Source organism: Halobacillus sp. ABH2_015 (assembly GCF_056158945.1).
On the sequence record NZ_JBSWUG010000002.1, the window covers coordinates 932681 to 956608 of the forward strand.

The window sequence follows — 23928 nt, forward strand, 5'->3', positions numbered from 1 at the left end:
CCCAGGCTGCCGCAGTTTTTATTTTAGGCTTGAATATTGTCAAATCGCCGTTCCTTTTCGTTTATTTATCCAATACCCTAAAGTAATAATGATAATGACCATAATTACAGCAAACCATTGATGGATGTATGGGAAATCTTCCATATACTGCATCATGTATCGATCCTCTTTTACCATTTCTGCAGCTGTATAAGCTAAAATTCCGGCCCCGAAATAAATGAGCAGGGGAAACTTGTCCATCATATGAAGAATGATCCGGCTTCCCCATACAATGATAGGAACGGAAACGAGCAGCCCGATGATAACCAGCAGAATATTATTGTGGGAAGCGCCTGCAATGGCCAGGACATTATCGAAGCCCATGACGATATCAGCAAACACAATCGTTTTTACCGCCGCGGCAAGACTGTCACCCGCCTTGATGTGGTCGGTTTCCTCGGTATCCGTCAGCAGTTTGAAGGCAATGTAAAAAAGAAGCAGCCCTCCGATTAATTGAAGAAAGGGAATTTGGAGAAGATAAAGAGCAACCACCGTTAACAGGACTCTTGCCGCAATAGCAAGCCCTGTTCCGAATAAGATTGCTTTATTCCTTTGTTCCGGAGGCAGGTTCCGGCTGGCCAGAGCGATGACAACCGCATTATCACCGCCGAGAATAATGTCGATGCTGATAATGATGAAGAGTGGTTCAAGTAGGTCCCAGTTCATGAAAAAAATCCTCCTGCTACGTAGTGACAAACTAATGGTAATAAGCTAAAATGAAAAATCAACCCGCTTCACTACAGGCTCTGTTCTAATCTATTCAGAACGCGGACAGCTCTATGCTGAATTCGAGCAATTTGTTTTTCATTTTGCTTCAGCTGTCATACAATAGAATCACATCAACCCTTACATGGCACATTATCACGGTTGAAGTTCAGGCCTGAAGGGTAAGGGTCTAGGAAGAAGCACAAAGGGTGAGCATTCCCTTCCCCCTTAAAACATGTTTAGAAGGGAGAGAAACGTATGGAAATCGAACGCATTAATGAGAATACCGTAAAATTTTACGTAACATATCAGGATGTAGAACAAAGAGGTTTTGATCGAGAAGAAATTTGGTATAACCGTGAAAGAAGTGAACAGCTTTTCTGGGAAATGATGGATGAAGTGAACGATAAGGAAAATTTCCAGTCGGACGGACCGCTTTGGATCCAAGTCCAGGCTATGGACAAAGGTCTGGAAGTGATCGTTACAAAAGCTCAAGTATCCCAGGATGGTCAAAAGCTTGAACTGCCGAATGATGAAGGTAAGGGTGTCGATGTTCCGCTGGATGAAAAACTTGAATCCCTGCTGGATGATAAATACCAGTCATCCGGAGATTATAAGCAGTCTGAGGAAGATGGAGAAGAAGAGTCGGAAGGTTCCTTGACTTTCACCTTGAAATTCAATGAGTTCGAAGATATTATCCAGCTCAGTCATTATCTATCTATTCCTGAATCAATGGAACAGCGCTTATTCCACTTCGAAGACCGTTACTACTTGTATATTCAGTTCGATGATGAACGTATGAATGATGACGAACAGGAAAATACGCTGAGCCAGCTGATGGAATATGCTCACGAGTCATCCTTGACCGTCCATCGTCTTGAGGAGTATGGGAAAGTCATCTTTGAAGAGCAGGCCCTGCAGCAGATCAGACAATACTTTCCACTTGATTAATATAAACAAGCACACACCATCGTGTGCTTATTTTTTTTGCAGGCAGGAGAAAATGACACGATGTCGAATATTGGGGAGAGGTGATGCTTTATGCTGTATGCTCTTAATGATCAAGAGCAGCTTCAGTCCATTTATCAAAAATCCTTCTCCGATATTTCCCGATTGAAAGAGCGCGCTTATTATTGCCCAACCTGCCGGGAGCCTGTCCGGATCCGATCGGGACCCAAAGTGATACCGCACTTTGCTCATCTCCCAGACAGCCGCTGTTCCTCGATCAAAGGCGGGGAATCAGAGGAGCATGAAGCTGGAAAGTGGCTGATATACCAATGGCTGAGAGCCCAGGGGTATCAGGTAGAACTGGAACGTTACCTTCCCGGTATTCAACAACAGCCAGATGTCTACATTTCCGGTTCTAATCGAAAGGTCGCCGTAGAGTATCAGTGCTCTACGATACCGGTTACAGACATATGGAAGCGTACAAAGAGGTACGTGGACCATGGGGTTTTCCCTTTATGGATCCTTGGACCGAAACACTGGAAAAAGAAAAGCCCTCACATGCTCCAATTTAATACCTTTCTTCAATCCTTCTTATATCAATGGTCTGCTTGTTATCAACTCTTCTTCTTTCACCCACGCGAAAAGACGATGACGACAGCGTCTGGTCTCCGCTGGTTGTCCCCAGCCTCTGTGACCGGTTCGTTTCACTCCTTTTCCTTACCGCAAAGCACGTTTCCTCAAATGTTCTCCCCCGGCCGGAAAGCCGTACTTCCTTCGATATTCCATCACTGGAAAAAATCCTGGCACAACAACCGGTCGACATACCGCCGGGAGCCGGGAAGTAAGGAGAAGCAGTTCCGGCAGTATTTATACTTGAAGGGGTATCACTTTTCCCTCATTCCAAGCGTTTGTTACCTTCCCGTAGCCAGTCAGATGCAGCTGAGTGTAAAGCCTTACATATGGCAGACAAGGCTTTTATTAGACCATTTTACTCCGGTGCCCGTCGGTTCGGTGGTGGATTTTCCGAAAATGGAAGTTCCGGTTACGATTAATCAATACAGGCCTGATCCTGCGGCGGAGTATGCAGAGCTGCTCAGCCTCTTAAATATCCTGAAAAAAACAGGGAACAATAAGTGGGTGAAAACCAGGGAGGTTGCTTTCCCGGCCACTATGGAGGAAGCCTTTCTGGATGACCGGACCACGCTGGCCAGGTTGAAAAATTTAAAGATCATGTAGCAGCGGGGAGGTATTTTTTCTTTTATCGAGAAGTGAATGAGGATGAGGAATGAAATAAAGGAGGATGCAGATGTCATCTACTAAGCAACTGCCAAAACGAGAAGAAGTCCCTGTAGAAAAAACATGGAACCTTGAAGCCATGTATGCTGCAGATGAAGACTGGTATAAAGACCTTGAAGAAACGAAAGCCATGCTTCCTGAGATGGAGAAATATCAGGGCCGTATCGGTGAATCTGCTGAACAATTATATGAGCTTTTATCTTTCCAGGATAAAATATCCAATAAAATCGGGCTGTTATTCACGTATGCCCATATGCGCAACGATCAGGATACCACGAACGCCTATTATCAGGAAATGAATGCAAAAGCGGAAAACCTCTACACGAAAATCGCTTCCGCAATGAGTTTTATCGTGCCGGAGATTCTAGCCCTGCCGGAAGGAAAGGTGCAGTCCTTTCTGAATGAGCACGAGCCTCTCAAGCTGTATGAACATACTTTGGATGAGATTACCCGTCAGCGTGCCCACGTTTTAAGTGAGAAGGAAGAAAAACTTCTTGCCGGTTTTTCTGAAATTGGAGCAAGCCCATCCCAAACCTTCGGGGCGCTGAATAATGCGGATCTTACCTTCCCATCCATAAAGAATGAACAAGGGGAAGAGGTGGATCTCACCCACGGCCGTTATATCAACTTCCTGAAATCGGATGACAGGGATGTGCGGAAATCGGCCTTTGATGCGATGTATGATACGTTCGGTGCATTTAAAAATACATTCGCCTCCACGCTCAGCGGGCATGTGAAAAAGAACAATTTCAATGCCCAGGTCAGGAAATACGACCGTGCAAGACAGGCGAAGCTGGATAACAATAATATTCCGGAATCCGTGTACGATAACTTGATTGAAGCAGTCACGGAACGTCTTCCACTGCTTCACCGTTATGTCGAACTGAGAAAAGAAGTATTGAATCTTGATGAAGTCCATATGTACGATCTCTACACGCCGCTGGTCAAAGAAGCGGAGATGGATATTCCATATGAGGAAGCCAAAGATCTTGTGCTGAAAGGTCTGGAGCCTCTTGGAGAGGAATACGTGAACACTGTGAAGGAAGGGTTTGAAAACCGCTGGATCGATGTCGTCGAAAACAAAGGCAAGCGCAGTGGGGCTTACTCTTCCGGCCATTACGGAACAAATCCGTATATTTTAATGAACTGGCAGGATAATGTAAACAATTTGTTTACACTTGCCCATGAGCTCGGACATTCCCTGCACAGCTACTATACGCACGAGAATCAGCCGTATCGGTATGGAAATTATTCCATTTTCGTGGCTGAAGTTGCGTCCACGTGTAATGAGGCTCTTCTGAATGAGTACATGACCAAAAATACGAACAGTGATAAAGAAAAACTGTATCTGCTGAACAATTTCCTGGAAGGTTTCCGAGGCACAGTTTTCCGTCAGACGATGTTTGCGGAATTTGAGCACACGATTCATATGCAGGCTCAGAACGGGGAAGCGCTGACCGCTGAGAAACTGACCGACATCTACTATGATCTAAACAAAAAATACTTCGGGGAAAACATCGTTATCGACGAAAAGATCGGCCTGGAGTGGGCGAGAATCCCTCACTTCTATATGGGCTATTACGTTTATCAATATGCGACGGGCTATGCAGCCGCACAAGCTCTGGCTGGACAGATTCTTGAAGAAGGCAGCCCTGCTGTCGAACGTTATAAGAATTTCCTGAAGGCCGGAAGCAGTGATTATCCGATTGAAGTGCTGAAGCAGGCCGGTGTTGATATGACATCAAAAGATCCGATTTCGTCCGCCCTGGATGTCTTTGAGGAAAAACTCAATGAAATGGAGCAGCTCCTCAAAAAATAATAAAAAAGCTTGTAGAGAAACGTTGTGTTTTTCTACAAGCTTTTTTGTTCCCAAGCGTTCCTGCCCTGCGGAAAGGAAAACACTCCTTTCCACAGCCGGCCGTACGGGTGAGAAGGACAGAAAAGGGTTAATGAAAGCCTTTGAATGTTTTTTTGTAGGAGGCCGCCGATACAATGAGGAAAATGGCTGTAAACAAGAGAGGGGAAGTGATGTAGAGAGGATAGAGATGCATCAGAGCAAACAAGTGAAAAAGTAAAAGCATGAACAGAACAGCCAGTGCAGCCAGCGTCAACCATATTTTCATGACCAGTCCTCCTTTATAAAAATGTATGATCAAGGGGGATTCGTCATGATCCGGCCATAAAAAAGCTCCCGGAGAGGGAGCTTTTTTATGAACCGATATATTTCCAGAAAGCCCCGTGCTTCACAGGGACTTCGCGTACTTTCTGTTTTAGGACGAGCTTCTTCATTTCGTGTTTAGCTTCTTGTTCCGTCCAGTCATAAACGACGGCAATTTCCTTATTGGCTACAAAGCGATAGTGCTGTAAGAAATCCTCTAAATCGGGTTTGACCCCCGGCTTAGGATCCTTCTGCAGCATTTCTTTCAACACTTTCACATAAACATCGTACGAATACAGGCCGGTCACTTTTAATCCGGCGTCTTCTTCTGATTCATTGAAAATGACGATGGTCGGAGTAGAATCCACTTCCATCTCACCAGCAAGCTTCATGTCGCATTGAAGAGCTCGGCGGGCTGCATCAGAATGAAGATCCCGTTTGAACTCAGCAACATCCAGACGGCTGTTTTCTGCGCATTCAATAAGAACTTCTTCATTGGAAATGTCCTTCTTTTCCAGAAACACGTACTCCTGGATCTTACGAAGGAAGCGCATGCCTGCTTTTTTACCCTGCAGTTCGGCGGCTTTAACAGCCAGGGAAGTCGCAAGCGGGGAGGCGACAGGATTTTCAAGCCATACATCCCCATCACAGCACATGCCTGTTCTGGAACCGGTGTGGTCCCATTCTTTTTTCAGGTTTTCGGCTTTTCTGCCGTAACTCTCCTGTAAGGAAGTAAGATTTCCGCTAATGACCGGGCGGATGGTAAAGAAGCGTCCATATTCGATCGTGAGCTTTTTAAGAAAGGGTTCAAGTGACCAGCATTCTGGACAAAGCGGGTCGATGAAGACGTATATCTCTATAGGGCGTTTCAATAAATTAAAAAAGCCGCTTGATGTTCCGTTTGTCTGTTGATCACGATTTAAACTTTTCCAACCCACAACTATTCTCCTTTCTCATCCTCAGGTGTATTCATCATATGGTTGGCCGTTTTCACGAGCCGGTCGAACATGGCAGAGCGGTAAGGCTCCTCCAGATCCACTTCTGTCATAGCTCCGGACATGCAGGACAACCAGGCATCTCTCCGGGCAGGAGTGATTTCAAAAGGAAGGTGCCTGGCCCGCAGCATCGGATGGCCGTGCTCTTCCACATAGAGAGGAGGGCCTCCGAAAAACTGTGTTAAAAATTGTTTCTGTTTCCGGATGGTTTCTGTAAAATCATCCGGAAATATCGGAATCAAATCCGGATGCTGCTGGACTCTCTTGTAGAAGGCTTCCACCAGTTCGTCGATCTTTTCTTTTCCGACGGCATCGTAAAACGATTGATTTCGCTGCATAGCATCCCATCCTTGTCTGTTCAACATTTTAGCAATGAGGGGTGTCTGACAGCAACTATTCTGATTTGAGCTTGGCGTTATAGAAACGTTTGATCTTATTATCTGTTTCGCGCTCAGGAATATTGCAGGACTCAAGAATTTCCTGGATTACGGCTTTTCCCGACGTTCTGCTCTCTGCTTCCACCTCAAGTTCGTAATCCTCCTGGTCATAATAGAGGCTGTGGTCAAGGACAACAAGGGCCCCATTATACTCCAATTCTTTCCGCCTTGTTGTCAGCGAACCTAAGTAGTGCAGGTGATCCGGATCAATGCCGAGATCACGCAGCTGTTTGAACACCCGGCTTTTTTCCACTCGTTTGTTCTGTATCCATAAATTGGCTTCTTCCTCTGTGAGGGAATCATGTGTTTCAAGCAGACCTTCCGGGTGCGGCTGCTTCAAGGTCAGTGTCCACTGATCGGATTTTTTACGGATTCTCAAAGCCGCTCCGTGCTGTTTCAGTTTTAGATCTTCTGTTTCAAAATAATAATTGGTTTGTTCGATAAGTTCAACTGATTTGAATGGTAAAAAATGATAAACCCTGTTGTATTCTTCTTCCTTCAGCAGGTTTTTGAATTCAATTTCGATTTCCTGGGTCATGAGAACCCCTCCTGTATTGTAGTTCCTTTGGTCACTCTGCTTCTTCAGCAGGCTGACTTTATGATACAATGAATGAAAGATAAAACGCACATAATTACTATAAAGATTGGTTACATAAAGGTGGACGCTTAATGAATTGGGATATATTTATAGCTCCATATGCTCAGGTAGTTGAGGAGCTGAAAATAAAGCTGAAAGGCATGAGGCGGCAGTTTGAATATGAGGAGGAACAGTCTCCTATAGAGTTTGTAACCGGACGCGTTAAGCCGAAAACAAGTATATTAGAAAAAGCGAGACGAAAAGGAATCAATCCTGAAAACATTGAAGAGGAAATTCAGGACATTGCTGGTGTGCGCGTCGTCTGTCAGTTTGTGGACGATATTTACGCTGTTGTGAATATGCTGCGAAACAGGCATGACTTAAAGGTTGTGGAGGAAAAGGACTATGTGTCCAGAAAAAAAGACAGCGGATACCGTTCCTTCCACGTGATTATCGAGTACCCTGTTGAAACCATTCACGGGGAAAAGCGGCTGCTCGCTGAAGTTCAGATCCGGACCCTGGCGATGAACTTCTGGGCGACCAATGAACATTCGTTAAACTACAAATATTCGGGTAAGATACCTGCAGAGATCAAATCCCGTCTGAAGCGCGCAGGCGAGGCCGCCTTTCAATTAGATGAAGAAATGTCCAAGATAAAAAATGAGGTGCAGGAAGCCCAGCGTGCTTTCTTAAGAAAAGAAGAACAGAAGAAAAACCCGAAAAAAATGTAGAGGAGTGGCCGACAATGAAGTTTTCGATCTTATCTAAGGGAGATCAGAAATCCAACGAAATCCGTTCAAAAATTAAGAATTACTTAACCGAATTCCAGCTGGAATATGATGAGGATGAGCCTGAACTGGCCATATCCGTAGGCGGGGACGGAACCCTTCTGGAAGCTTTCCATACGTATGTCCATCGTTTGGATAAAACCGCATTTATCGGTATTCATACCGGGCATCTTGGTTTCTATGCAGACTGGATGCCGGAAGAACTTGAAAAACTGATCATTGAAATAGCGAAAACGCCGTTTCAAGTGGTGGAGTATCCACTCCTTGAGGTGACGATCCGCCCGAAAGATGGCAGTGAAGAAGACCGTTACCTTGCGTTGAATGAATGCACGATCAAAACATCCGAAGGTTCTGTCGTAATGGATATTGAAATCAAGGGCGATCATTTCGAAACCTTCCGGGGAGACGGCTTATGTGTATCCACACCTTCAGGAAGTACAGCTTACAACAAGGCGCTTGGGGGAGCGATCCTTCATCCATCCCTGGAGGCCTTCCAGATTGCCGAAATGGCTTCCATCAACAACCGGGTGTTCCGTACGATCGGGTCACCCCTGATCCTGCCGAGCCATCATACATGTATGTTCAAGCCGCTTCACGACCGCAGCTTCCTGTTCACCATCGATCACATTTCAAGAACGTATAAAGACGTGAAGTCGATCCAGTGCCGGGTGGCAGAAGAAAAAGTACGGTTCGCCCGCTTCCGTCCATTCCCATTCTGGAAACGCGTGCATGACTCCTTCGTGGCGGATGAATACTCCGTCTAAAGTGATAAAGCGGTGGACCATCACCGCCGCTTATTCCGGTTGGTCAAGTCGGGACTTCCTGTTTGGGGCGGGGGAATTCTCCCGGCAGCTGATCAAAAAAGTGCGGATCAGCGGCAGCGTTTTTGTCAACGGTGAACGGATGGACATGTGGCAGCCGCTGAGGAGCGGTGATCTTCTTGAAGTGGAATTTCCAGAGGAAGAACGCGGGTCCATTCAGCCGATGGAAGGTCCGCTTTCCATTGTGTATGAAGATGAGGATGTACTCGTCATCAATAAACCGGCCGGCCTTTTTTCGGTCCCAGCTCTTGATAAAAACGAACCATCTGTAGCGGCTTTTCTGCTTTTCCGATACATTCAGGAAAACGATCCATGCACGGTTCACATCGTCACACGACTGGATAAGGACACGAGCGGATTGATGCTGGTCGCTAAACACGCGTACAGCCACCGCCTGCTGACACAGAGCATGAAGAAAATCGACCGCCGGTATAAAGCTGTAGCGGAGGGAAGATTACAAGCGGATCAAGGCATCGTGAATCAGCCCATTGCACGGGCAGAGGGATCGATTATCCGCCGTACGATATCGTCGGAAGGACGGCCGGCTGAGACACGTTATGAAGTGGAGAAAAGGAGCGGGGCATATACATGGCTCCGCCTCCAGCTCATGACGGGACGGACGCATCAAATCAGGGTCCACTTGGAACATCTGGGTTATCCGCTTGCGGGGGATACCCTTTATGGTGGAAACGCCTGCCCGTGGATCCCGGGACAGGCGCTGCACTGTTACCAATTGAACTTCCGTCATCCCTGGAGTAAGAAAAGGATGACATTCGTAACGGAAACACCTGAAGAGTGGGATCTTTTCGCTTGAGGACATAGGGTTCTCAAGCTTTTTTTCACCTTATGATGGGTAGATATCAATCGTATCGGAATTTCTCTTCTATATAAGGCATGGAGGAGGAGACGCTGACCACCTCTTCTTCCGGAAGCCTGAAAGCCGTCAGTTTTCCTCCAAAAACACATCCGGTATCAATATTGACGGTCTTATTGACAAAGCGTGGCGTTTTTACAGGTGTGTGCCCATAAACAATCCACCGGCTTCCTTTATAGTCCTGAGCCCAGTCTCTCCTCACCGGGCGCCCGTCGGGGAGTTTTTCCCCGGTGATATCTCCATATAAAATGAACGTTTCGATTCGTCTGCTTCGTTTTCCGATATCTTCCTCTTTAATACCGGCATGAGCTACGACAGCTCCTGTATCTTGCAGAATCAAGTGCAGCGGGGCTTCTTCGTAAAGCTGGAGAAACTGCTTTTTCACCAATTGCTGCTCCTTCCCGGGCAGGTTTCTGTATTCCGCCGCGGTCGTTTCCAGTCCGTGTTTTTCCTGGACCGGGTTTCCGAGAAAGAACCGGTACAATTTGTTACAGTGATTTCCCGGGACATAAAGGGCGTTTTGTTCATAGACAAGTCTGTAAACAAGCCGGATGCACCCGAGAGAGTCCGGACCTCTGTCCGTGATATCTCCGACAAATACCGGTGTACGGCCATCCGGATGGAGGGGGAGTCCGTCGCTCCAATTGTAACCAAGCTTCTCGAACAGTTGAACAAGCTCGGGGAGACAGCCGTGGACATCTCCGATCACATCATAGGTCATAATGACGCTCCTTTTGGTAATGGAATGAGAGGCTGCAGGTGTTTTAAAAGGGCAGGAATTGCAGCGCATGAAGGAATCTGAATGATATTTTTCCCACGGGGATGAATAATAAACATGGCCGCCCGTTATTCCATCCCGGAGGGGCCTTTCTGTTAGACTATGGATAGGCGTGGAGACGGTACGGAAGCTGAATTTAAAAGTTGCGTGACATTCGTTGACAAACCTATGAATCACAATTAAGATTAAACGGTCAAAAACGAAATAGACACGGGGGAGGGCTGCTTATGGAACACTTAGATGACCACGAGCGGAAAGAAGTCTGGGCAAATATTAAAGATGCCCTGTTCAATGAACATATCGATCAGTTTCGTGCTGAATTTTTGGAGATGCATCCCTATGATCAGGCGCGGATTTTTGAGGATCTGGATGCGGATGTAAGAATGCAGATCTATACTTATTTGTCACCGGAAGAAGTGGCAGATGTGATGGAGCATATCGATTATGAGGAAATTGAACCCTTCTTTTCAGAAATGGATCCAAGATTTGCCGCCCAGGTGTTTGCCGAAATGTCTGCCGATGATGCTGTTGATATATTCAACGAATTAGATAAAGATAAAGTAGCCAGCTTCCTGACGATCATGGATGATGAAGCTGCGGACGAAATCAAGGACCTGCTCCATTATGAGGAGAAAACCGCAGGGTCCATCATGACCACAGAGTTCGTTGTCGTAAAGGCCGGTATGACGATCAAGGAAGCCATGGTGCATTTGAGAACAGAAGCCCCTGATGCCGAAACGATTTACTATACGTATGTCATAGATGAAGATAAAAGGCTGGTTGGTGTTATTTCGTTGAGGGATTTGATTATTTCTGAAGAAGACTGGCTGATTTCCGATGTCATGAATGAACGGGTGGTATCGGTATCAGTAGGGGAAGATCAGGAAGAGGTCGCCCGGATGGTCAGGGATTATGACTTTCTCGCGCTTCCTGTTGTCGATTTTCAAGATCATCTGCTTGGTATCATTACTGTGGATGATATTATGGACGTCATGGAAGAAGAGGCCAGCGATGATTACTCGAAGTTTGCTGCGATTTCTGATGTGGACAGTCCGGATGATAACGCTTTTGCCTCAGCGAAAAAGAGGCTTCCCTGGCTGGTAATCCTGCTATTTTTAGGGAGTTTAACAGCCAGCCTGATCGGGCGGTTTGAGGAAACGTTGGATAAAGTAGCCATTCTTGCCATCTTTATTCCGCTGATTGCCGGAATGGGTGGAAACACGGGTACTCAGGCGCTTGCTGTTGCTGTCCGTGGAATTGCTACAGGAGAAATAGAGAAACAAGGAAAATGGAAAATGATGATGAGAGAAGCAGGTACTGGTGTGATCACCGGAGTTTCCTGTGGTGTGCTGATTACCCTTATCGTTTATATATGGCAGGGAAACTTTTTCTTAGGATTATTAGTAGGTTTGTCCATTTTATTAACGCTGATTGTTGCAACGCTCGCAGGATCTCTCGTCCCCCTTATCATGCATCGTTTGAACATTGACCCCGCTGTTGCCTCAGGGCCATTCATCACAACAGTGAATGACTTGATTTCCATTCTGATTTACTTCGGTATGGCAACAGCCTTTATGAATTTTTTGATATGAAGGAAGGAGGGCGAGTATGGAACATGGTGCTTCAGTAACTTCACTGGTTATTGTCATAATTGCAGCATTTATTACTCCCATCCTACTCCACCGGTTTAAACTGAATATGATTCCGGTGGTAGTAGCAGAAATCATCGTAGGTTTGATTATAGGTCAAAGTGGATTTGACCTTGTTGAACAGGGAAGCTGGCTTGAAATACTATCGACCCTGGGGTTCATTTTTCTTATGTTCCTGAGTGGTCTTGAAATAGACTTCTCCATTTTTGCAAGCAAGAAGAAACGTGCGAAACCGGTCAACCAGGGAACCGGCGCCCCCAATCCAGTATGGGTGGCGGTCATCGTATTTGTCGGAATATTCGTCATTTCCCTGGCGCTGTCCTATGTATTCGTGCTGGCTGGATTTATAGACAATGCCTTTCTTATGACGTTGATCATTTCAACGATCTCCCTTGGTGTAGTTGTTCCAACTTTGAAAGATGCACAGATGATGAAAACGACAATCGGTCAGACGATCCTTCTGATCGCTGTAATCGCCGACCTCGTTACCATGATCCTATTGGCCGTATTCGTCTCCATTTATGGAGAGAACGGCGGCAATACGTGGCTTCTGCTTATTTTGTTTGCTGCTGGTGTCCTTTTCTATTACATCGGGAAAAAGTTCCGTCATCAATCCTTTGTGGAGACGATGGCTAAAGGTACCATCCAGATCGATACACGTGCCGTCTTTACATTGATCCTGCTTCTCGTTGCTTTATCGGAAACTGTGGGTGCGGAAAACATTCTGGGCGCCTTCTTAGCGGGTACTCTTGTATCTCTGCTTTCACCGAACCCGGAAATGGTCAAAAGGCTCGACAGTTTTGGATATGGCTTCTTAATCCCGATCTTCTTCGTCATGGTCGGTGTAGAAATAGATATTTGGAGTTTGTTTACGGATACACGTGTCCTGTTATTGATTCCGCTGCTGTTTGCAGCCCTGTTGATTTCCAAAATTGTTCCGGCCTTGATCCTTTCGAAATGGTATGACCGTAAGACGGTGTTCGGATCCGGATTTATCCTGACGTCCACCTTATCTCTCGTTATTGCCGCTGCTGCGATTGGCAAAAGGGAAGGAATGATTGACGATCAGATGGAAGGGGCGCTTATTCTTGTAGCCGTCCTGACCTGCGTTGTCGCACCGATCGTCTTTAAAAAGGTATATGGACGCTTTGAGGATGAGGACCATAAAACGGTGGTTTCCTTCATCGGATCCAACCGGATGACGCTTCCTGTTGTGCGTGAACTGGATATCAACGCGTATGAAACGCATTTGTACCATACGAAAGTGGATAAAATCGATGAACGAATCAGCCGGAACTGCTTTGATATCAAGGAGCTGGACGGTTACAACGTCGAGAATATGAAAGAGCTGGGTGTCTTTGATGTGGACCTTGTCGTCGCCTCTACAGGGGACGAGGAAAGGAACGCAGAAATCGCCCGATATGCGAAAGAACAAGGTGTGGAGCGGATTATTGTCCGAGTCGAATCTCCTGAGCTTTCTACAGAGATGAGGGAGCTTGGCATCAGTGTCTTCAGCGTCTTCCTGTCCTCGAAGGCTCTTTTGAAAGCGATGATCGAAGCACCGAACGTGCTTGATATTTTGACAAAGCAGGATAGTGCGCTTTATCAGATCAATATGAACAATTCCATGTATAACGGCGTCCATATCCGGGAGTTCCCTTTTACAGGAGACGTAATCATGGTCCGGATCTTCCGTGGCAAAGATTCCATCGTTCCTCACGGCGATACGGAGCTGAAAATCGGGGACCGCTTAATCGTGACAGGTTCCAACGAGTATGTGGATGAACTCAAAATGGAACTGGAATACTGTGAATGGTGCTGATGATGAACTTCCGCTTTTGTTAGAGCAGCCATTGAGCTTGTAGAGAAACTCCGTGTTTTTCTACAAGCTTTTTATGTATGCGGGACTAGTGACCACACCCATCATTAGATGATTAGGGTTTTTTTATGGATCCTGATTTGTTTTTCAAACGTGGATCGTTTAAAATAGGAGCAGGTACTAATAACAAATACTAATTTGTGAGAATGATTGAGGAGGGGAATCAGCGTGAACTTTTCTTTAGAAGGACGTACGTATGTAGTCATGGGTGTTGCCAACAAGCGGAGTATTGCGTGGGGAATTGCACGTTCTCTGCACGCAGCGGGCGCCCGGTTGATTTTCACCGTGGCATCGGAACGGTTTAAAAAGTCGGTACAGGACTTGGCCGCGACTCTGGACGGAGTGGAAGAACCACTGGTGTATGAGTGCGATGTGACAAACGACGAAGCGATTATCCACACATTTCAAGAAATCGGACGGGATGTCGGAACGATTCACGGACTTGCGCATTGTATTGCCTTTGCGAACAGGGAAGAGCTGAAGGATGAGTTTTTGAACACAAGCCGTGATGGATTTTTAACAGCCCACAATATCAGTTCCTACTCACTGACGGCTGTTGCGCGTGCTGCCCAGCCATTGATGACCGACGGAGGAAGCATCGTTACGCTGACGTACCTTGGCGGAGAGCAGGTTGTAAAAAACTACAACGTTATGGGTGTAGCGAAAGCCAGTCTTGATGCCAGCGTGAAATACCTGGCCAATGACTTAGGGAAGCACAACATCCGTGTGAATGCGATTTCTGCCGGACCTATCCGGACATTATCAGCTAAAGGTGTCGGTGATTTCAATGAAATTATGAAAGTGATCGAAGAGCGTGCTCCACTGCGCCGACCGGTGACTCAGGAGGAAGTCGGCGATACCGGCTACTACTTGATGAGTGACCTGTCCCGTGGTGTGACAGGGGAAATCATCCACGTTGACTCCGGATTCAGTATTGTCGCTTACTAAAGAAAAAATCCGTCCATTTTGATGAGGCCACTGAAATCCTCCTTCCTATCAAGAGATGTGGTTAAAGGTTGTTGTTGATTTTCACGAATCGCTTGTCGATGGATGCTTGCCGCGGGCACGACCTCAGCTGACTTGGGGAGGAAGACCACTGGACCAAGTGGATCTCCGGATCGCGCTGTTCCCACAGGCGTCACCATCGAACGCTCGTCATGGAATCAACGGTGTCCCATCTAATTAAGAGTGATTTTCTTTGATTTATCAAAGAAAATCACTCTTTTTTCTTGTGCAATGAAAAGAAGAGATGAAAATGAGGGGTTCCATGTTCGACCGTCAATGATCCATGTAAATCATTTTCACAGCCGTGTCACTCCTAACAGGATGAGGATCAAGAGAAAGAATGTGTAAATAATACGGAAACTTCCACGATGATCGTCGAAAATGAACATGGGAGAAAGACAGGGCATATACATAAGGTGATGACCGACTGGAAAAGGAGAGATCGAACATGGCCGATGAAAAACGTCTTGCCAAGCAGCCGATGCTTTACATTGTTCAGCCGAAAAATCTAAAGCCTGCCGTTGTTCCTATGCAGACGAGTTTCCGCACGGAACGCTCAGTAAGGTCACGTGGTTCTGAACAGCCCGCTGCAAAAGAAACACCACGATATGAAAAAGAAGCACGGATGCGCCGAACCCATGCCGCTCATACAGAAGAAGTAACAAAACTACTTCCGGAGAATACCGACACGCCTGAGGTGGAAAACGATCGGGATAACGAAGAAAAGCAAGTATCCAGCCGGGAGCGCAGGCAGCGATTCCACGAACTCTCCCTGGAGGAAAAAGTGGATTACTTTTTTCAATTATCCCCCCATGTTCCGAAGATGAAATGTGAAGTGACGACCAAAGAAGATCAGCTCAGAGGGTACATTACCGATTATCAGGATGGTAAAGTCCATATGAAGGTGTTTCAGCGGCCGTTTCAGAGGGAGATTGACTTTGATACGATTATTGATATTCGTCTACTGGGCTTTTGAAACAGAAAAAACCGCGCCTGTTTGCGCGGTTTTTTTCTGATTTCTTACAGCGTGCTGGCAGCCGGAAGGCAGGTAACGTGGCAGAAGCAGTTCAAGTCCACCGTGATGCAGATCCCTGAAGCGCGAAGGTCGCGGCAGCTTTGATCAGCAGGTGATTTCGGATCGTCGTCTCTTGAATCCTCATCGTCTCCGTTGCGGTCAGAGAATAGAAGTTCAAGAATCGCACATCCATCGTCGTCTACGGACTTGACGCGGAAGAAAAAGCTCCCTTTGACATTACAGCGCTCTCCGCTGCGTTTTGAACCGTAACCTTTAAAAGGCTTGCATCCGTCTTTACAGTAAAGAATAACAGGTACTGTATCGAAACCTGATCCTCCGTTACTGTCACCCAGAAGGTCTGCGATTGATTGTTCACAGCTCGTTGTGCAATCGTGCAGGACGTCATTCTGAGCATCCACGATGTCTTTTAGGATATCAATAACACAGGAGCCTGAATCGTATTTTTTACCACAGCTCATTGTTTTTTCCCCTTTCCATACGCATTGACGTATTGTCTTTACTAGAATATGTCTGTCAGCGCTGTCGGTGTGGGCATTTGTCCGTATTCAGGCATTCCCAAAGTTTTTCGTCTTGTATGGGCGGACGACTATACCCGGCCAAGCTGAAAACCATAAAGTAACAATGAATTCGATTAAGGAGTGAGGGGAATGTCTGAGAAGAAAAAGGTCATTCATGTCAAAGACCTTGTTATTAAAGCTGATAATGTCATTATTGAGCCGCAGCACCGCGGACGTCATGACCGTGATGAAAGCAGTGACCGTGTGGATCCGTTTTTCGGAAGGAAACGCAGGGAAGCCGGGGCGGACGAAAGCAGTTCAAGTTCTAGAAAACGCCATGATGATGAGTCTTCCGACCGTCGTGGAGGATTCCGCTGGTTCTAAACTGAGTAAGCAGCCACTACGATGTATGTAGTGGCTTTTTTCTTCTTTAGAAAGGATGGGATATCAAATGTTATCCATCGCAGAATTTTTGCTGCTTGCTCTGGCGAGTTTCCGTCTGACCCGCTTGATTGTACGTGATTACATTATGGAGTGGATGAGACGTCCGTTTTTCAATGTGAAGCTGGTTACGAACGATCAAGGGGTGGAAGAAGAGTGGGTCGAGCCTAAAGGGTTTATTGGTGAAGGTTTGAGCTGTCAGTGGTGTGTCGGTGTCTGGTCCTCCATCATTATGGTCGTATTTTATCTGGTGGTCCCATACGGGGAGTGGCTCGTCTTTGTCTTTGCTCTCGCAGGTCTGCAGTCGGTTCTGTATGCATGGACAGACCGCCTGTGACGGGGAAAGAGGAAAAAAAGAAGGCAAAGACGCTGCTTGAAGTCCTGCAGGAAATCGATGTGGAAACGTCGAAATATAAAGGCATTATCAAACAGCCGGACAAGAAATTCCAGCAGTGGGAAAAGGATTTGGGAGCTTGGGAGAAAAGGTTCACCAAACAGATGACCGATGTAGAAAAATTTCTAAACAAATATGCAGGGAAGATGGAGAAGTTTTTTGAATGACAGGCCTGGTTCAATTCGGTGTTTTCGGGGTAATGGAAGATAAAGGAGGCGTTCCGGATGGGATATATTCTGCCTGTGAATCATTACCAGTATCAGGATTACCAGACAAGAGTTGTGAATCAGCACCAGCAGTCCTTTGCCGTGGATAAAATTTTCAAGGCAAGCCTCGATACGAAACGACCCGGTCGGCAGCAGAGAGAAGAGGACCGCCTTGTCTATCAGAAAAACAGTCCGTTTATCACCACGCCCGGATTCCATGCGGCAGAGGCCGAAGATCATAAGCCGGCATCCCCCGCGCATCAGAACATCGGCGTGAAAACCTATGCTGCTGTAACAGGAAAAGGCAGCTACTTCAGCGAAACTGTATAGAAATGCTTGAAGGGGCTGTAACGATGACGTTCAAACAAATCAATGATTGGTGTTTCTATGATCATTCATCCGTAAATATCGGCTACATTCATAAAGGCGGTACAGGGCTGCTGATTGATTCAGGTATCGATCGGTCATCGGTTAAAAAGGTGCTGAAGGAACTGGAAAAACGGCAGCTTCCGCTCACCCACCTATTTATCACCCATGCTCATGCGGATCATTACGGCGGAGCTTCCTATGTACAGCATACGTATGACGTTCATACATCTGCCCCCGTATTGGAAGCGTCGGTCCTTTCCAATCCATCGCTGGAGCCGCTCTATCTGTTCAGCGGGGTTGCTCCGCTTAAAGAACTCCGTAATAAGTTTCTTGAAGGTCCCCCTGTACGGATTGACAGGGTTGTCGATGAAGGACAAGTCGATTTCGGCAGGATCACAGCCGAACTTTTTCTGCTCCCGGGCCACAGTCATCATCAGCTTGCATTGAAAGCCGGAGACGTCCTGTATGCCGCGGATAGTTATTTCAGTCTGGAGACGCTCCAGAAGCACCGGATCCCGTTTCTGGTGGATGCCGGAGAAACCATCCACAGTCTGGAGCGTCTTCTGGCTATCCCGTGTGCCGGGGCATTGCCCGGCCACGGGTCATTCGAACAAGATCCCTCTGAAACGATCCGTCAAAATATCGTCTACCATCAGCGTATCCTCGATGCTGTCCAGTCGGCAGTGGAGTCGACAGGAGAGGTGACGCACGAAGAGCTGATTTCCATTCTGTGTACGAAGTGGGATGTGCAGGCGCCTGCGCTCGGGCAGTGGCTCTTATATCGGACGGCTGTAACCGCTTATGCCGTAACCTTGAAAAAAGCAGAAGTGATTCAAGATCGTCTGGTTGATCATAAGTGGGTGTTTTCGGCTATAAGCCGATGACAAACAAGGTTTGGTCACCATCCTGGAACTCTGCATACAGTACGGCCTCTGGTGTCTCGTAATCCTGGGCTTTCAGCTGATGATGCAGCCAATTTTCATCAAGCCCGGCTTCCTTCAGGTTATCCCAGATGACCTCCCCGTCACTGATGATGGTACGGGGAAGCGGGACGGGAAGAGGAGGGAGGTTCAAATCCTTTCGGCTGACGTTCTGAGAATGGGAGTTTTTCAACACAGAAATGGTTCCATCCGTTTCCAAAACAGCATACTGCACATCCCTGATCGAGAAGACATCCTTGGAGCGGAGAAGGTGTTGAAGCTGGTTGATATCCAGCTTATTTTTTTTGAGCTGCTCTCGGTCAATCCTTCCCTGATAAATTACGAGGGATGGGCTTCCCTCAAGAAGCTGCCGGGATCCTTTAAACTTTTCCGTGATCATCTCTGTTGTGTAAATAAGGATGCTCCACAGTATAATGGCAAAGCCGATGTCGGGAATACCGACGTCAGGATCGTAAAGGGCATTTCCTACAAGCTCTCCAAGTACAAGGGCGGAGATGAAATCAAAAGCTGTAATTTGAGTAATCTGGGATTTACCCAGTACCTTAGTCATGACAAACAGCGCGGCAAACCCGAAAAGAGTCTCCACCGTAATTTGTATATATTCCATTGAAGCGTCACGATCCTTCTTTTTCGTTCTTCTATGCCTCATTGTAGACAAAAGGGGTGGAATATAAACGAAAAAACTCCCGCCTTTCCATAGGCGGGAGCTGGTTATTCATTCAATTCTTTGACCATCGTGACATGTGGGATGCCGGCATCCATGAATTTGTCTGAAATCGTGACATAACCGAGGGCTTCATAAAAGGCTTCCGCCTGGGTTTGAGCATTAAGCTTGGCTTTGTCATACCCATAGTCACGCACGGCGGCTTCCAGCTGTTCAATCATCTGTCTGCCGTAGGAATGGCCGCGTTTCTCTTTCAGAACACAAATGCGCTCAAGCTTCCCGTATCCGTGGACAAACCGGAGACGGGCGGCGGCTACCGGTTTGTCGTTCTCATACCCGGTGAAATGAAGGGACGCTTCATCATGCTCATCGATTTCAAGTTCTTCAGGTACCTGCTGTTCTTGTACAAAGACGATTTTTCTCACTGTGTAGGCATCGTCCAGCTGCTGTTTGTTTCTGACCTGCCGGATATCCACGAGCTTCACCCTCTGCCAAGGCGGAATGTCTCATAGACACTCCATGCGCCGTTTTCAAGTTGGTAAAGAAGCTGGAAACGATCGACCTGATCCTGCAGATCGAATTTAAGCATAGTGAGGCTGCCGTATACATCGGAAAATTCCTCGTCTGAAAGCTTCTGAGCAATCGTGATGTGCGGAACGAAGGAGAAATCTTTTTCTTCCGGCAGTACACCAGTGTAAAGTTTATCATTCAAATCAAAAATTTCATCGGATGGTTCAATCTTCAGGTAGATGGTGTTGGTTACGGGAGAGAAGGAACTTACCTTGTACACCCCGTAGGAGAATGGCTCTGTGTTCTTGGCAATTTCCCTCAGCTGGGGGATGATTTCACTTTCAATCTGATCTTCCTCCGCTTCAAACGCCTCTTTCATCGTAATGTGAGGAGGAATCAGCGCGTAATGAGGGTCATATCGCTTGCGGTAAGAATTCGCTACATCTTGTACTTTTTTTGATGGAAACACTGCTATTCCGTATTTCATTGAACTAACCTCCTGATTGTCCCATTTTAAAACGTTTATTCACCACTAAATATGTTCAATAAAGCCCGTTCAAAATCCTTCTGCCAGGATCCCCAAGTATGACCGCCATCCAGCTCATGGTACGTATAGGAGACCGGCTTTTCCTGTAGAAGATCCCGCAGCTTTCGATTTGGTTCAAGAAAATCCATCCGCTCACCGGTTGTCGTCTCCACGTCCGTTTCCTCCAGACCGATGGTGTGATCGATGGTTAATGAAGAAAGCTGCCGCCCTGTGTCGACGACTTCCAGGACGTGATCATCGACATAAGGACTCTGCATGATGACATTTCCGAAGATATTCGGGAATTTAACAGCTGTCATTAAGGCAAGGGTTCCGGCAAGGGAATCCCCGGCCAGTGTCCGGCCTCTCCCCATATTATACCCGGGCAGCTGTTCATCAAGAAATGGGACGACCTCCCTGATGAGGAAGCTGACGTAGTCTCCCTGTCTCGGGCCGTCAGGATGGTATTTCTCCCTGCGGTCGTATTTATCCTTGTAATGTATACCAATGAAAATCGTCCGTTCCATACGTTCCTCCCTGTGGAGCTTATCGCTCAGAGTGGCAGCGCGCCCCATGGAGTAATAATCGTTTCCATCCTGCATGATACAGAAATGGTACTTGTATAGAGGAGAGAAGTTGTTCGGCGTATACACACGAAGGGTCATTTCTTCGTCTAAGTACTGACTGTTTATGGTGTACTCGGTCATGGATCCGTCTCTACCCATAAATAGACCACCTCCTTACAGCACGGAAGTATATGAAAATTTCCCGCTTAAAATTCGATGTAAACGTTGCACTTCTTATTTTATCATAGAATTGTTGAAAAAGTGGAACAGATCAATAACCCAAATGATGGAGGGAGGAGGAAGGTTTGTAAAAAAGTTTGTCGAATCATGTTGACTTCAATTGTGATCCATAGTATATTAATCTTTGTCAGCAAAAAACGACAAATTTCTACATAAGATTCCGTAGCTCAGCTGGGAGAGCGCCACCTTGACAGGGTGGAGGTCGTTGGTTCGAGCCCAATCGGAATCATCATACAAAGTGCCGGAGTGGCGCAGTTTCTCATCCAGGGAGAGGCTGCGTCACTTCTTTTTTATTTTCCAGTCATCTTGTCCTCTTCTCCCACATATGCTGTTTCAAACGCCCTGAGCTGGACCGGGCGTGGTGAGAACAGGAGGAATGAACCATGCGGCCCGAAAAAATCATTTCCCCGTGTTATGGAGAAGTGACCGAAGTCCTCGTTCAGAACGGGGAGTATGTCTATGAATGGGAACCCCTTTTTGTTATTAAGCGGGACGGGACAGAGTCAGAGGTAGCGGTGGGCATCAGCGGCAGCCTGAAAAAGCTTCATATTAAGAAAGGTGATAAAGTGTCACCTGCCACCCTTCTTGCCGAGATGGAAGACGATATGATCATATCCGGCAGCGATTAATACACAAAAGAGAACCGTCCGGAATATGGACGGTTCTCTTTATTTGGTACATAGGTTATGAAGCATCATCGCTCTTCAAGGAAATGGTTGTCCCACACGCATCGGCCAGTTTCTGTGCCTGATGGTTAAACCGCTCAAAATCAAGCTCGTCCATATTCTCTACATCAACAGCCTTAATAATGTAACGGCCGAATCTCCACACGTCGTCCTGGACTTTCTCCTTTTGTATGAATGCCAGTTTGTACAATACTTCCATCACGGAGTTCATGACGGACACATCATGGTGTCCGTAAATGCGGATTTGATAGAAGCATTTATACAAGTATTCACTAAAAGGTACCGGCTCTGCGATAAGACGGAGGTGGTCATTATCGTCCGGGTAATATCGGATCGGCTCATATACATCGGCGAGCTCAACGAGGAGGGAGCCGATCCGGTTGATGCAGTTCGTGGCCGTATGAGGATCATTGAGACTTGGGGAAATGGCGCGCACGGCGATTTCCACAAGCTTCTGCAGTGAAAATTCTATATCCTGAATGTCGACCCGCTCGTTGCCGATCACGACAAAATCTCTTGCTTCTTCTGGTGTGAGGTTCTCCTGCTCTGATTCTACCCAGTAATAGAACAGGGGCATTTCTTTCTGAATGTATTCCCCCATGGAAAAGGTGGTCTCCAATAAAAGGTCATTTTTCTCCGCCCATTGAATCAAGGAAGAGTAATTGACACTCTGGATATATCCGGATTCCCCTGTCGCAATGACTCTTTTCTCTGAATTCTTTCGTCTTTCAATTTCCTCGTGATCCCATTCGGTGTAACGGTCGTAATTTTTCTCTGAAAAGGTTCCGTTGATCAAATCAGACGTGCTCTGGCGAATGGTGCCGATTAAATTGTTCACTTTGATGAAACGGGAAGAGTGGTGAATGAAAATGATAAAGAAAGCCAGGCAGACGATGGATACGAAAACGGTTAAAAACGGACTGATGAATCCGGATCCGGAATCCTTCCCAAGCAGGAACAACTGCAGCAGGGAAAAGATGAAGCCGAAGGAGAAGACCCCCAACACGTGCTGGGTGATCCGGCTTTTCATAAAGTCCTGAAGTGTCCTGGGAGAGAATTGAGTGGTATAGGTTGTAAGGACAACCATAATGGTGGAGAAACTGATGGTTGTCATCGTTAAGATGGAGGTGACGAGCGATCCGTACAGTGTTTGAGCCACTGAGCTGCCTGTTAGGAGGAAACCGGGAAGGGCGTCCTTCCAATTGGATACGATCCATTCATCAAGAAGAATGGAGATCACAACGCTCAATATGGAAATCACGCTGTAAATGGCGGGAAGAAAAAGAAAACTGTCTCTTAGATCAATCCATCGTTTGCTGTTATTCATGTGAAAAACCTGCCTTCTGTATGATTGTTCTTTTTCTATTATGAACGAAATATACAAAACCTACAAAACAGAAAGCCCGTCACGCTTTCCTTGAAATCGTCATAAATCATCCATATCGAATTGAAAACAGGGAAGAAGCCTCCCGGATAAGGAAAGAGAGACCTTATTATAAACAAAGAACCTCTATGTTGGCCGACATAGAGGTTCTTTATTTTATTTACTCAGTATCTCTTCGTAAAGGCCAAGAGAGGTGTTCAGAACAAAATCAGGCTTTTGTTTTGTTTTGTGGCCCTGCACGTGGGCATCGCTTTTTTTCCACGCTTTATAATCTTCCTTGGAGGCGAATCTTGTAGTGATGATGACCATCTGTTCTCCTTTACGGGCTTTCTCTACAGCAATGGACATTCCTTGGAATCCCTCCATGTCTTCTATAGGAAGCGGCTGATTGAAGCGGGAAACCAGCTGCTCTGTGTACCCTTCCTTAACGGTTATATATTTCGATTCGATATACATAGGATCTCCTGCCTTTCATTTTTGTGCTACAAAAAGTAACAATCCCAGTATACTAGATGAATG

Annotated in this window: 29 protein-coding genes and 1 tRNA gene; 17 read left to right on the forward strand and 13 right to left on the reverse strand. The window is 46.5% G+C overall.

Going from position 1 to position 23928, the window contains the following annotated elements:
* Positions 1-39 precede the first annotated feature (39 nt).
* Positions 40-705, reverse strand: coding sequence for a TerC family protein (locus ACXAD6_RS04790; RefSeq protein ID WP_474967866.1), 666 nt, complete (start codon positions 703-705; stop codon positions 40-42).
* A 297-nt stretch (positions 706-1002) separates the two neighbouring features.
* Here ACXAD6_RS04790 and mecA point away from each other — a divergent pair, with 297 nt between their 5' ends.
* From mecA to pepF, 3 genes are all read left to right on the forward strand, one after another.
* On the forward strand, positions 1003-1695 hold the full coding sequence (gene mecA, locus ACXAD6_RS04795) for an adaptor protein MecA (RefSeq protein ID WP_474967867.1): 693 nt from the start codon (positions 1003-1005) through the stop codon (positions 1693-1695).
* A gap of 90 nt (positions 1696-1785) precedes the next feature.
* Positions 1786-2928: a competence protein CoiA gene (locus ACXAD6_RS04800; protein ID WP_474967868.1), complete on the forward strand. Its 1143-nt coding sequence runs from the start codon at positions 1786-1788 to the stop codon at positions 2926-2928.
* Between the two features lie 70 nt (positions 2929-2998).
* The gene (pepF, locus tag ACXAD6_RS04805; protein WP_474967869.1) at positions 2999-4807 is read left to right on the forward strand and encodes an oligoendopeptidase F; all 1809 of its coding nucleotides are present in this window, start codon (positions 2999-3001) and stop codon (positions 4805-4807) included.
* A 127-nt stretch (positions 4808-4934) separates the two neighbouring features.
* Here the strand turns inward: pepF and ACXAD6_RS04810 are convergent, their stop codons facing one another.
* The 4 genes from ACXAD6_RS04810 to ACXAD6_RS04825 all read right to left on the reverse strand — a co-directional run bounded on the left by ACXAD6_RS04810 (position 4935) and on the right by ACXAD6_RS04825 (position 7116).
* A complete protein-coding gene (locus tag ACXAD6_RS04810; RefSeq protein WP_474967870.1) occupies positions 4935-5111 on the reverse strand; it encodes a hypothetical protein in 177 nt (58 codons plus the stop codon).
* 85 nt (positions 5112-5196) lie between these two features.
* Positions 5197-6084, reverse strand: coding sequence for a ClpXP adapter SpxH family protein (locus ACXAD6_RS04815; protein ID WP_474967871.1), 888 nt, complete (start codon positions 6082-6084; stop codon positions 5197-5199).
* Positions 6085-6086: 2 nt separating this feature from the next.
* Positions 6087-6479 carry a globin domain-containing protein gene (locus ACXAD6_RS04820; protein ID WP_027953544.1) on the reverse strand — a complete coding sequence of 131 codons (393 nt, stop codon included), beginning with the start codon at positions 6477-6479 and terminating at the stop codon, positions 6087-6089.
* 55 nt (positions 6480-6534) lie between these two features.
* Positions 6535-7116 (reverse strand): CYTH domain-containing protein, encoded by a 582-nt coding sequence (locus ACXAD6_RS04825; protein ID WP_474967872.1) that lies wholly within the window; start codon positions 7114-7116, stop codon positions 6535-6537.
* 131 nt (positions 7117-7247) lie between these two features.
* Between ACXAD6_RS04825 and yjbM the strand changes: the two genes are divergently transcribed.
* The 3 genes from yjbM to ACXAD6_RS04840 are packed head-to-tail and all read left to right on the forward strand — an operon-like array spanning position 7248 to position 9578.
* On the forward strand, positions 7248-7886 hold the full coding sequence (gene yjbM / locus ACXAD6_RS04830; protein ID WP_474967873.1) for a GTP diphosphokinase: 639 nt from the start codon (positions 7248-7250) through the stop codon (positions 7884-7886).
* 14 nt (positions 7887-7900) lie between these two features.
* A complete protein-coding gene (locus ACXAD6_RS04835) occupies positions 7901-8707 on the forward strand; it encodes an NAD kinase (RefSeq protein ID WP_027953547.1) in 807 nt (268 codons plus the stop codon).
* Positions 8673-9578 carry an RluA family pseudouridine synthase gene (locus ACXAD6_RS04840; protein WP_474967874.1) on the forward strand — a complete coding sequence of 302 codons (906 nt, stop codon included), beginning with the start codon at positions 8673-8675 and terminating at the stop codon, positions 9576-9578. The genes ACXAD6_RS04835 and ACXAD6_RS04840 overlap by 35 nt, the downstream gene beginning before the upstream one ends.
* Before the next feature lie 46 nt (positions 9579-9624).
* Here the strand turns inward: ACXAD6_RS04840 and prpE are convergent, their stop codons facing one another.
* Complete coding sequence (gene prpE, locus ACXAD6_RS04845) at positions 9625-10359, reverse strand: bis(5'-nucleosyl)-tetraphosphatase PrpE (RefSeq protein ID WP_474967875.1); 735 nt, start codon at positions 10357-10359, stop codon at positions 9625-9627.
* Positions 10360-10643: 284 nt separating this feature from the next.
* Here prpE and mgtE point away from each other — a divergent pair, with 284 nt between their 5' ends.
* From mgtE to ACXAD6_RS04865, 4 genes are all read left to right on the forward strand, one after another.
* Entirely contained in the window at positions 10644-12008 is a 1365-nt protein-coding gene (gene mgtE, locus ACXAD6_RS04850; RefSeq protein WP_474967876.1) for a magnesium transporter, read from the forward strand.
* A 16-nt stretch (positions 12009-12024) separates the two neighbouring features.
* Positions 12025-13887 (forward strand): monovalent cation:proton antiporter family protein, encoded by a 1863-nt coding sequence (locus ACXAD6_RS04855; RefSeq protein WP_474967877.1) that lies wholly within the window; start codon positions 12025-12027, stop codon positions 13885-13887.
* Positions 13888-14112: 225 nt separating this feature from the next.
* Positions 14113-14892, forward strand: coding sequence for an enoyl-ACP reductase FabI (gene fabI, locus ACXAD6_RS04860; RefSeq protein ID WP_474967878.1), 780 nt, complete (start codon positions 14113-14115; stop codon positions 14890-14892).
* A 505-nt stretch (positions 14893-15397) separates the two neighbouring features.
* Positions 15398-15925: a CotO family spore coat protein gene (locus tag ACXAD6_RS04865; protein ID WP_474967879.1), complete on the forward strand. Its 528-nt coding sequence runs from the start codon at positions 15398-15400 to the stop codon at positions 15923-15925.
* Between the two features lie 44 nt (positions 15926-15969).
* Here ACXAD6_RS04865 and ACXAD6_RS04870 read toward each other — a convergent pair whose 3' ends face one another.
* Positions 15970-16443, reverse strand: a complete 474-nt coding sequence (locus ACXAD6_RS04870; protein ID WP_474967880.1) for a CotY/CotZ family spore coat protein — start codon at positions 16441-16443, stop codon at positions 15970-15972.
* Between the two features lie 189 nt (positions 16444-16632).
* On the opposite strand from ACXAD6_RS04870, the gene ACXAD6_RS04875 reads away from it, so the two are divergent.
* The 5 genes from ACXAD6_RS04875 to ACXAD6_RS04895 are packed head-to-tail and all read left to right on the forward strand — an operon-like array spanning position 16633 to position 18776.
* On the forward strand, positions 16633-16866 hold the full coding sequence (locus ACXAD6_RS04875; RefSeq protein ID WP_474967881.1) for a hypothetical protein: 234 nt from the start codon (positions 16633-16635) through the stop codon (positions 16864-16866).
* A 55-nt stretch (positions 16867-16921) separates the two neighbouring features.
* The gene (locus ACXAD6_RS04880) at positions 16922-17260 is read left to right on the forward strand and encodes a DUF1360 domain-containing protein (RefSeq protein ID WP_474967882.1); all 339 of its coding nucleotides are present in this window, start codon (positions 16922-16924) and stop codon (positions 17258-17260) included.
* Positions 17242-17484, forward strand: coding sequence for a hypothetical protein (locus tag ACXAD6_RS04885; RefSeq protein WP_474967883.1), 243 nt, complete (start codon positions 17242-17244; stop codon positions 17482-17484). Before ACXAD6_RS04880 ends, ACXAD6_RS04885 begins: the two co-directional genes overlap by 19 nt.
* 57 nt (positions 17485-17541) lie before the next feature.
* The gene (locus ACXAD6_RS04890) at positions 17542-17853 is read left to right on the forward strand and encodes a hypothetical protein (RefSeq protein WP_474967884.1); all 312 of its coding nucleotides are present in this window, start codon (positions 17542-17544) and stop codon (positions 17851-17853) included.
* A gap of 23 nt (positions 17854-17876) precedes the next feature.
* The gene (locus ACXAD6_RS04895; RefSeq protein ID WP_474967885.1) at positions 17877-18776 is read left to right on the forward strand and encodes an MBL fold metallo-hydrolase; all 900 of its coding nucleotides are present in this window, start codon (positions 17877-17879) and stop codon (positions 18774-18776) included.
* Here ACXAD6_RS04895 and ACXAD6_RS04900 read toward each other — a convergent pair.
* The 4 genes from ACXAD6_RS04900 to ACXAD6_RS04915 all read right to left on the reverse strand — a co-directional run bounded on the left by ACXAD6_RS04900 (position 18763) and on the right by ACXAD6_RS04915 (position 21258).
* Complete coding sequence (locus tag ACXAD6_RS04900; RefSeq protein WP_474970364.1) at positions 18763-19440, reverse strand: DUF421 domain-containing protein; 678 nt, start codon at positions 19438-19440, stop codon at positions 18763-18765. The two genes, ACXAD6_RS04895 and ACXAD6_RS04900, sit on opposite strands and share 14 nt — an antisense overlap.
* Positions 19441-19544: 104 nt before the next feature.
* The gene (locus ACXAD6_RS04905) at positions 19545-19973 is read right to left on the reverse strand and encodes a GNAT family N-acetyltransferase (RefSeq protein ID WP_474970365.1); all 429 of its coding nucleotides are present in this window, start codon (positions 19971-19973) and stop codon (positions 19545-19547) included.
* A 5-nt stretch (positions 19974-19978) separates the two neighbouring features.
* Positions 19979-20494: a YjcG family protein gene (locus ACXAD6_RS04910; protein ID WP_474967886.1), complete on the reverse strand. Its 516-nt coding sequence runs from the start codon at positions 20492-20494 to the stop codon at positions 19979-19981.
* A 35-nt stretch (positions 20495-20529) separates the two neighbouring features.
* The gene (locus ACXAD6_RS04915; RefSeq protein WP_474967887.1) at positions 20530-21258 is read right to left on the reverse strand and encodes an alpha/beta hydrolase; all 729 of its coding nucleotides are present in this window, start codon (positions 21256-21258) and stop codon (positions 20530-20532) included.
* Positions 21259-21495: 237 nt separating this feature from the next.
* Between ACXAD6_RS04915 and ACXAD6_RS04920 the strand changes: the two genes are divergently transcribed.
* Both ACXAD6_RS04920 and ACXAD6_RS04925 read left to right on the forward strand, forming a co-directional pair.
* Positions 21496-21568: transfer RNA gene (locus ACXAD6_RS04920), tRNA-Val, on the forward strand.
* Between the two features lie 154 nt (positions 21569-21722).
* Positions 21723-21968: a biotin/lipoyl-containing protein gene (locus ACXAD6_RS04925; RefSeq protein ID WP_474967888.1), complete on the forward strand. Its 246-nt coding sequence runs from the start codon at positions 21723-21725 to the stop codon at positions 21966-21968.
* Positions 21969-22023: 55 nt separating this feature from the next.
* Here the strand turns inward: ACXAD6_RS04925 and ACXAD6_RS04930 are convergent, their stop codons facing one another.
* Both ACXAD6_RS04930 and ACXAD6_RS04935 read right to left on the reverse strand, forming a co-directional pair.
* Positions 22024-23352 carry a DUF2254 domain-containing protein gene (locus tag ACXAD6_RS04930; protein ID WP_474967889.1) on the reverse strand — a complete coding sequence of 443 codons (1329 nt, stop codon included), beginning with the start codon at positions 23350-23352 and terminating at the stop codon, positions 22024-22026.
* Between the two features lie 213 nt (positions 23353-23565).
* A complete protein-coding gene (locus tag ACXAD6_RS04935; protein ID WP_474967890.1) occupies positions 23566-23865 on the reverse strand; it encodes an antibiotic biosynthesis monooxygenase in 300 nt (99 codons plus the stop codon).
* Positions 23866-23928 lie beyond the last annotated feature (63 nt).

Coding starts and splice junctions, on each gene's coding strand:
- ACXAD6_RS04790 (WP_474967866.1), bottom strand. CDS start 705: ATGAACTGGGACCTACTTGAACCACTCTTCATCATTATCAGCATCGAC.
- mecA (WP_474967867.1), top strand. CDS start 1,003: ATGGAAATCGAACGCATTAATGAGAATACCGTAAAATTTTACGTAACA.
- ACXAD6_RS04800 (WP_474967868.1), top strand. CDS start 1,786: ATGCTGTATGCTCTTAATGATCAAGAGCAGCTTCAGTCCATTTATCAA.
- pepF (WP_474967869.1), top strand. CDS start 2,999: ATGTCATCTACTAAGCAACTGCCAAAACGAGAAGAAGTCCCTGTAGAA.
- ACXAD6_RS04810 (WP_474967870.1), bottom strand. CDS start 5,111: ATGAAAATATGGTTGACGCTGGCTGCACTGGCTGTTCTGTTCATGCTT.
- ACXAD6_RS04820 (WP_027953544.1), bottom strand. CDS start 6,479: ATGCAGCGAAATCAATCGTTTTACGATGCCGTCGGAAAAGAAAAGATC.
- ACXAD6_RS04825 (WP_474967872.1), bottom strand. CDS start 7,116: ATGACCCAGGAAATCGAAATTGAATTCAAAAACCTGCTGAAGGAAGAA.
- yjbM (WP_474967873.1), top strand. CDS start 7,248: ATGAATTGGGATATATTTATAGCTCCATATGCTCAGGTAGTTGAGGAG.
- ACXAD6_RS04835 (WP_027953547.1), top strand. CDS start 7,901: ATGAAGTTTTCGATCTTATCTAAGGGAGATCAGAAATCCAACGAAATC.
- ACXAD6_RS04840 (WP_474967874.1), top strand. CDS start 8,673: ATGACTCCTTCGTGGCGGATGAATACTCCGTCTAAAGTGATAAAGCGG.
- prpE (WP_474967875.1), bottom strand. CDS start 10,359: ATGACCTATGATGTGATCGGAGATGTCCACGGCTGTCTCCCCGAGCTT.
- mgtE (WP_474967876.1), top strand. CDS start 10,644: ATGGAACACTTAGATGACCACGAGCGGAAAGAAGTCTGGGCAAATATT.
- ACXAD6_RS04855 (WP_474967877.1), top strand. CDS start 12,025: ATGGAACATGGTGCTTCAGTAACTTCACTGGTTATTGTCATAATTGCA.
- ACXAD6_RS04865 (WP_474967879.1), top strand. CDS start 15,398: ATGGCCGATGAAAAACGTCTTGCCAAGCAGCCGATGCTTTACATTGTT.
- ACXAD6_RS04870 (WP_474967880.1), bottom strand. CDS start 16,443: ATGAGCTGTGGTAAAAAATACGATTCAGGCTCCTGTGTTATTGATATC.
- ACXAD6_RS04875 (WP_474967881.1), top strand. CDS start 16,633: ATGTCTGAGAAGAAAAAGGTCATTCATGTCAAAGACCTTGTTATTAAA.
- ACXAD6_RS04880 (WP_474967882.1), top strand. CDS start 16,922: ATGGGATATCAAATGTTATCCATCGCAGAATTTTTGCTGCTTGCTCTG.
- ACXAD6_RS04885 (WP_474967883.1), top strand. CDS start 17,242: ATGGACAGACCGCCTGTGACGGGGAAAGAGGAAAAAAAGAAGGCAAAG.
- ACXAD6_RS04890 (WP_474967884.1), top strand. CDS start 17,542: ATGGGATATATTCTGCCTGTGAATCATTACCAGTATCAGGATTACCAG.
- ACXAD6_RS04895 (WP_474967885.1), top strand. CDS start 17,877: ATGACGTTCAAACAAATCAATGATTGGTGTTTCTATGATCATTCATCC.
- ACXAD6_RS04900 (WP_474970364.1), bottom strand. CDS start 19,440: ATGGAATATATACAAATTACGGTGGAGACTCTTTTCGGGTTTGCCGCG.
- ACXAD6_RS04910 (WP_474967886.1), bottom strand. CDS start 20,494: ATGAAATACGGAATAGCAGTGTTTCCATCAAAAAAAGTACAAGATGTA.
- ACXAD6_RS04915 (WP_474967887.1), bottom strand. CDS start 21,258: ATGGGTAGAGACGGATCCATGACCGAGTACACCATAAACAGTCAGTAC.
- ACXAD6_RS04925 (WP_474967888.1), top strand. CDS start 21,723: ATGCGGCCCGAAAAAATCATTTCCCCGTGTTATGGAGAAGTGACCGAA.
- ACXAD6_RS04930 (WP_474967889.1), bottom strand. CDS start 23,352: ATGAATAACAGCAAACGATGGATTGATCTAAGAGACAGTTTTCTTTTT.
- ACXAD6_RS04935 (WP_474967890.1), bottom strand. CDS start 23,865: ATGTATATCGAATCGAAATATATAACCGTTAAGGAAGGGTACACAGAG.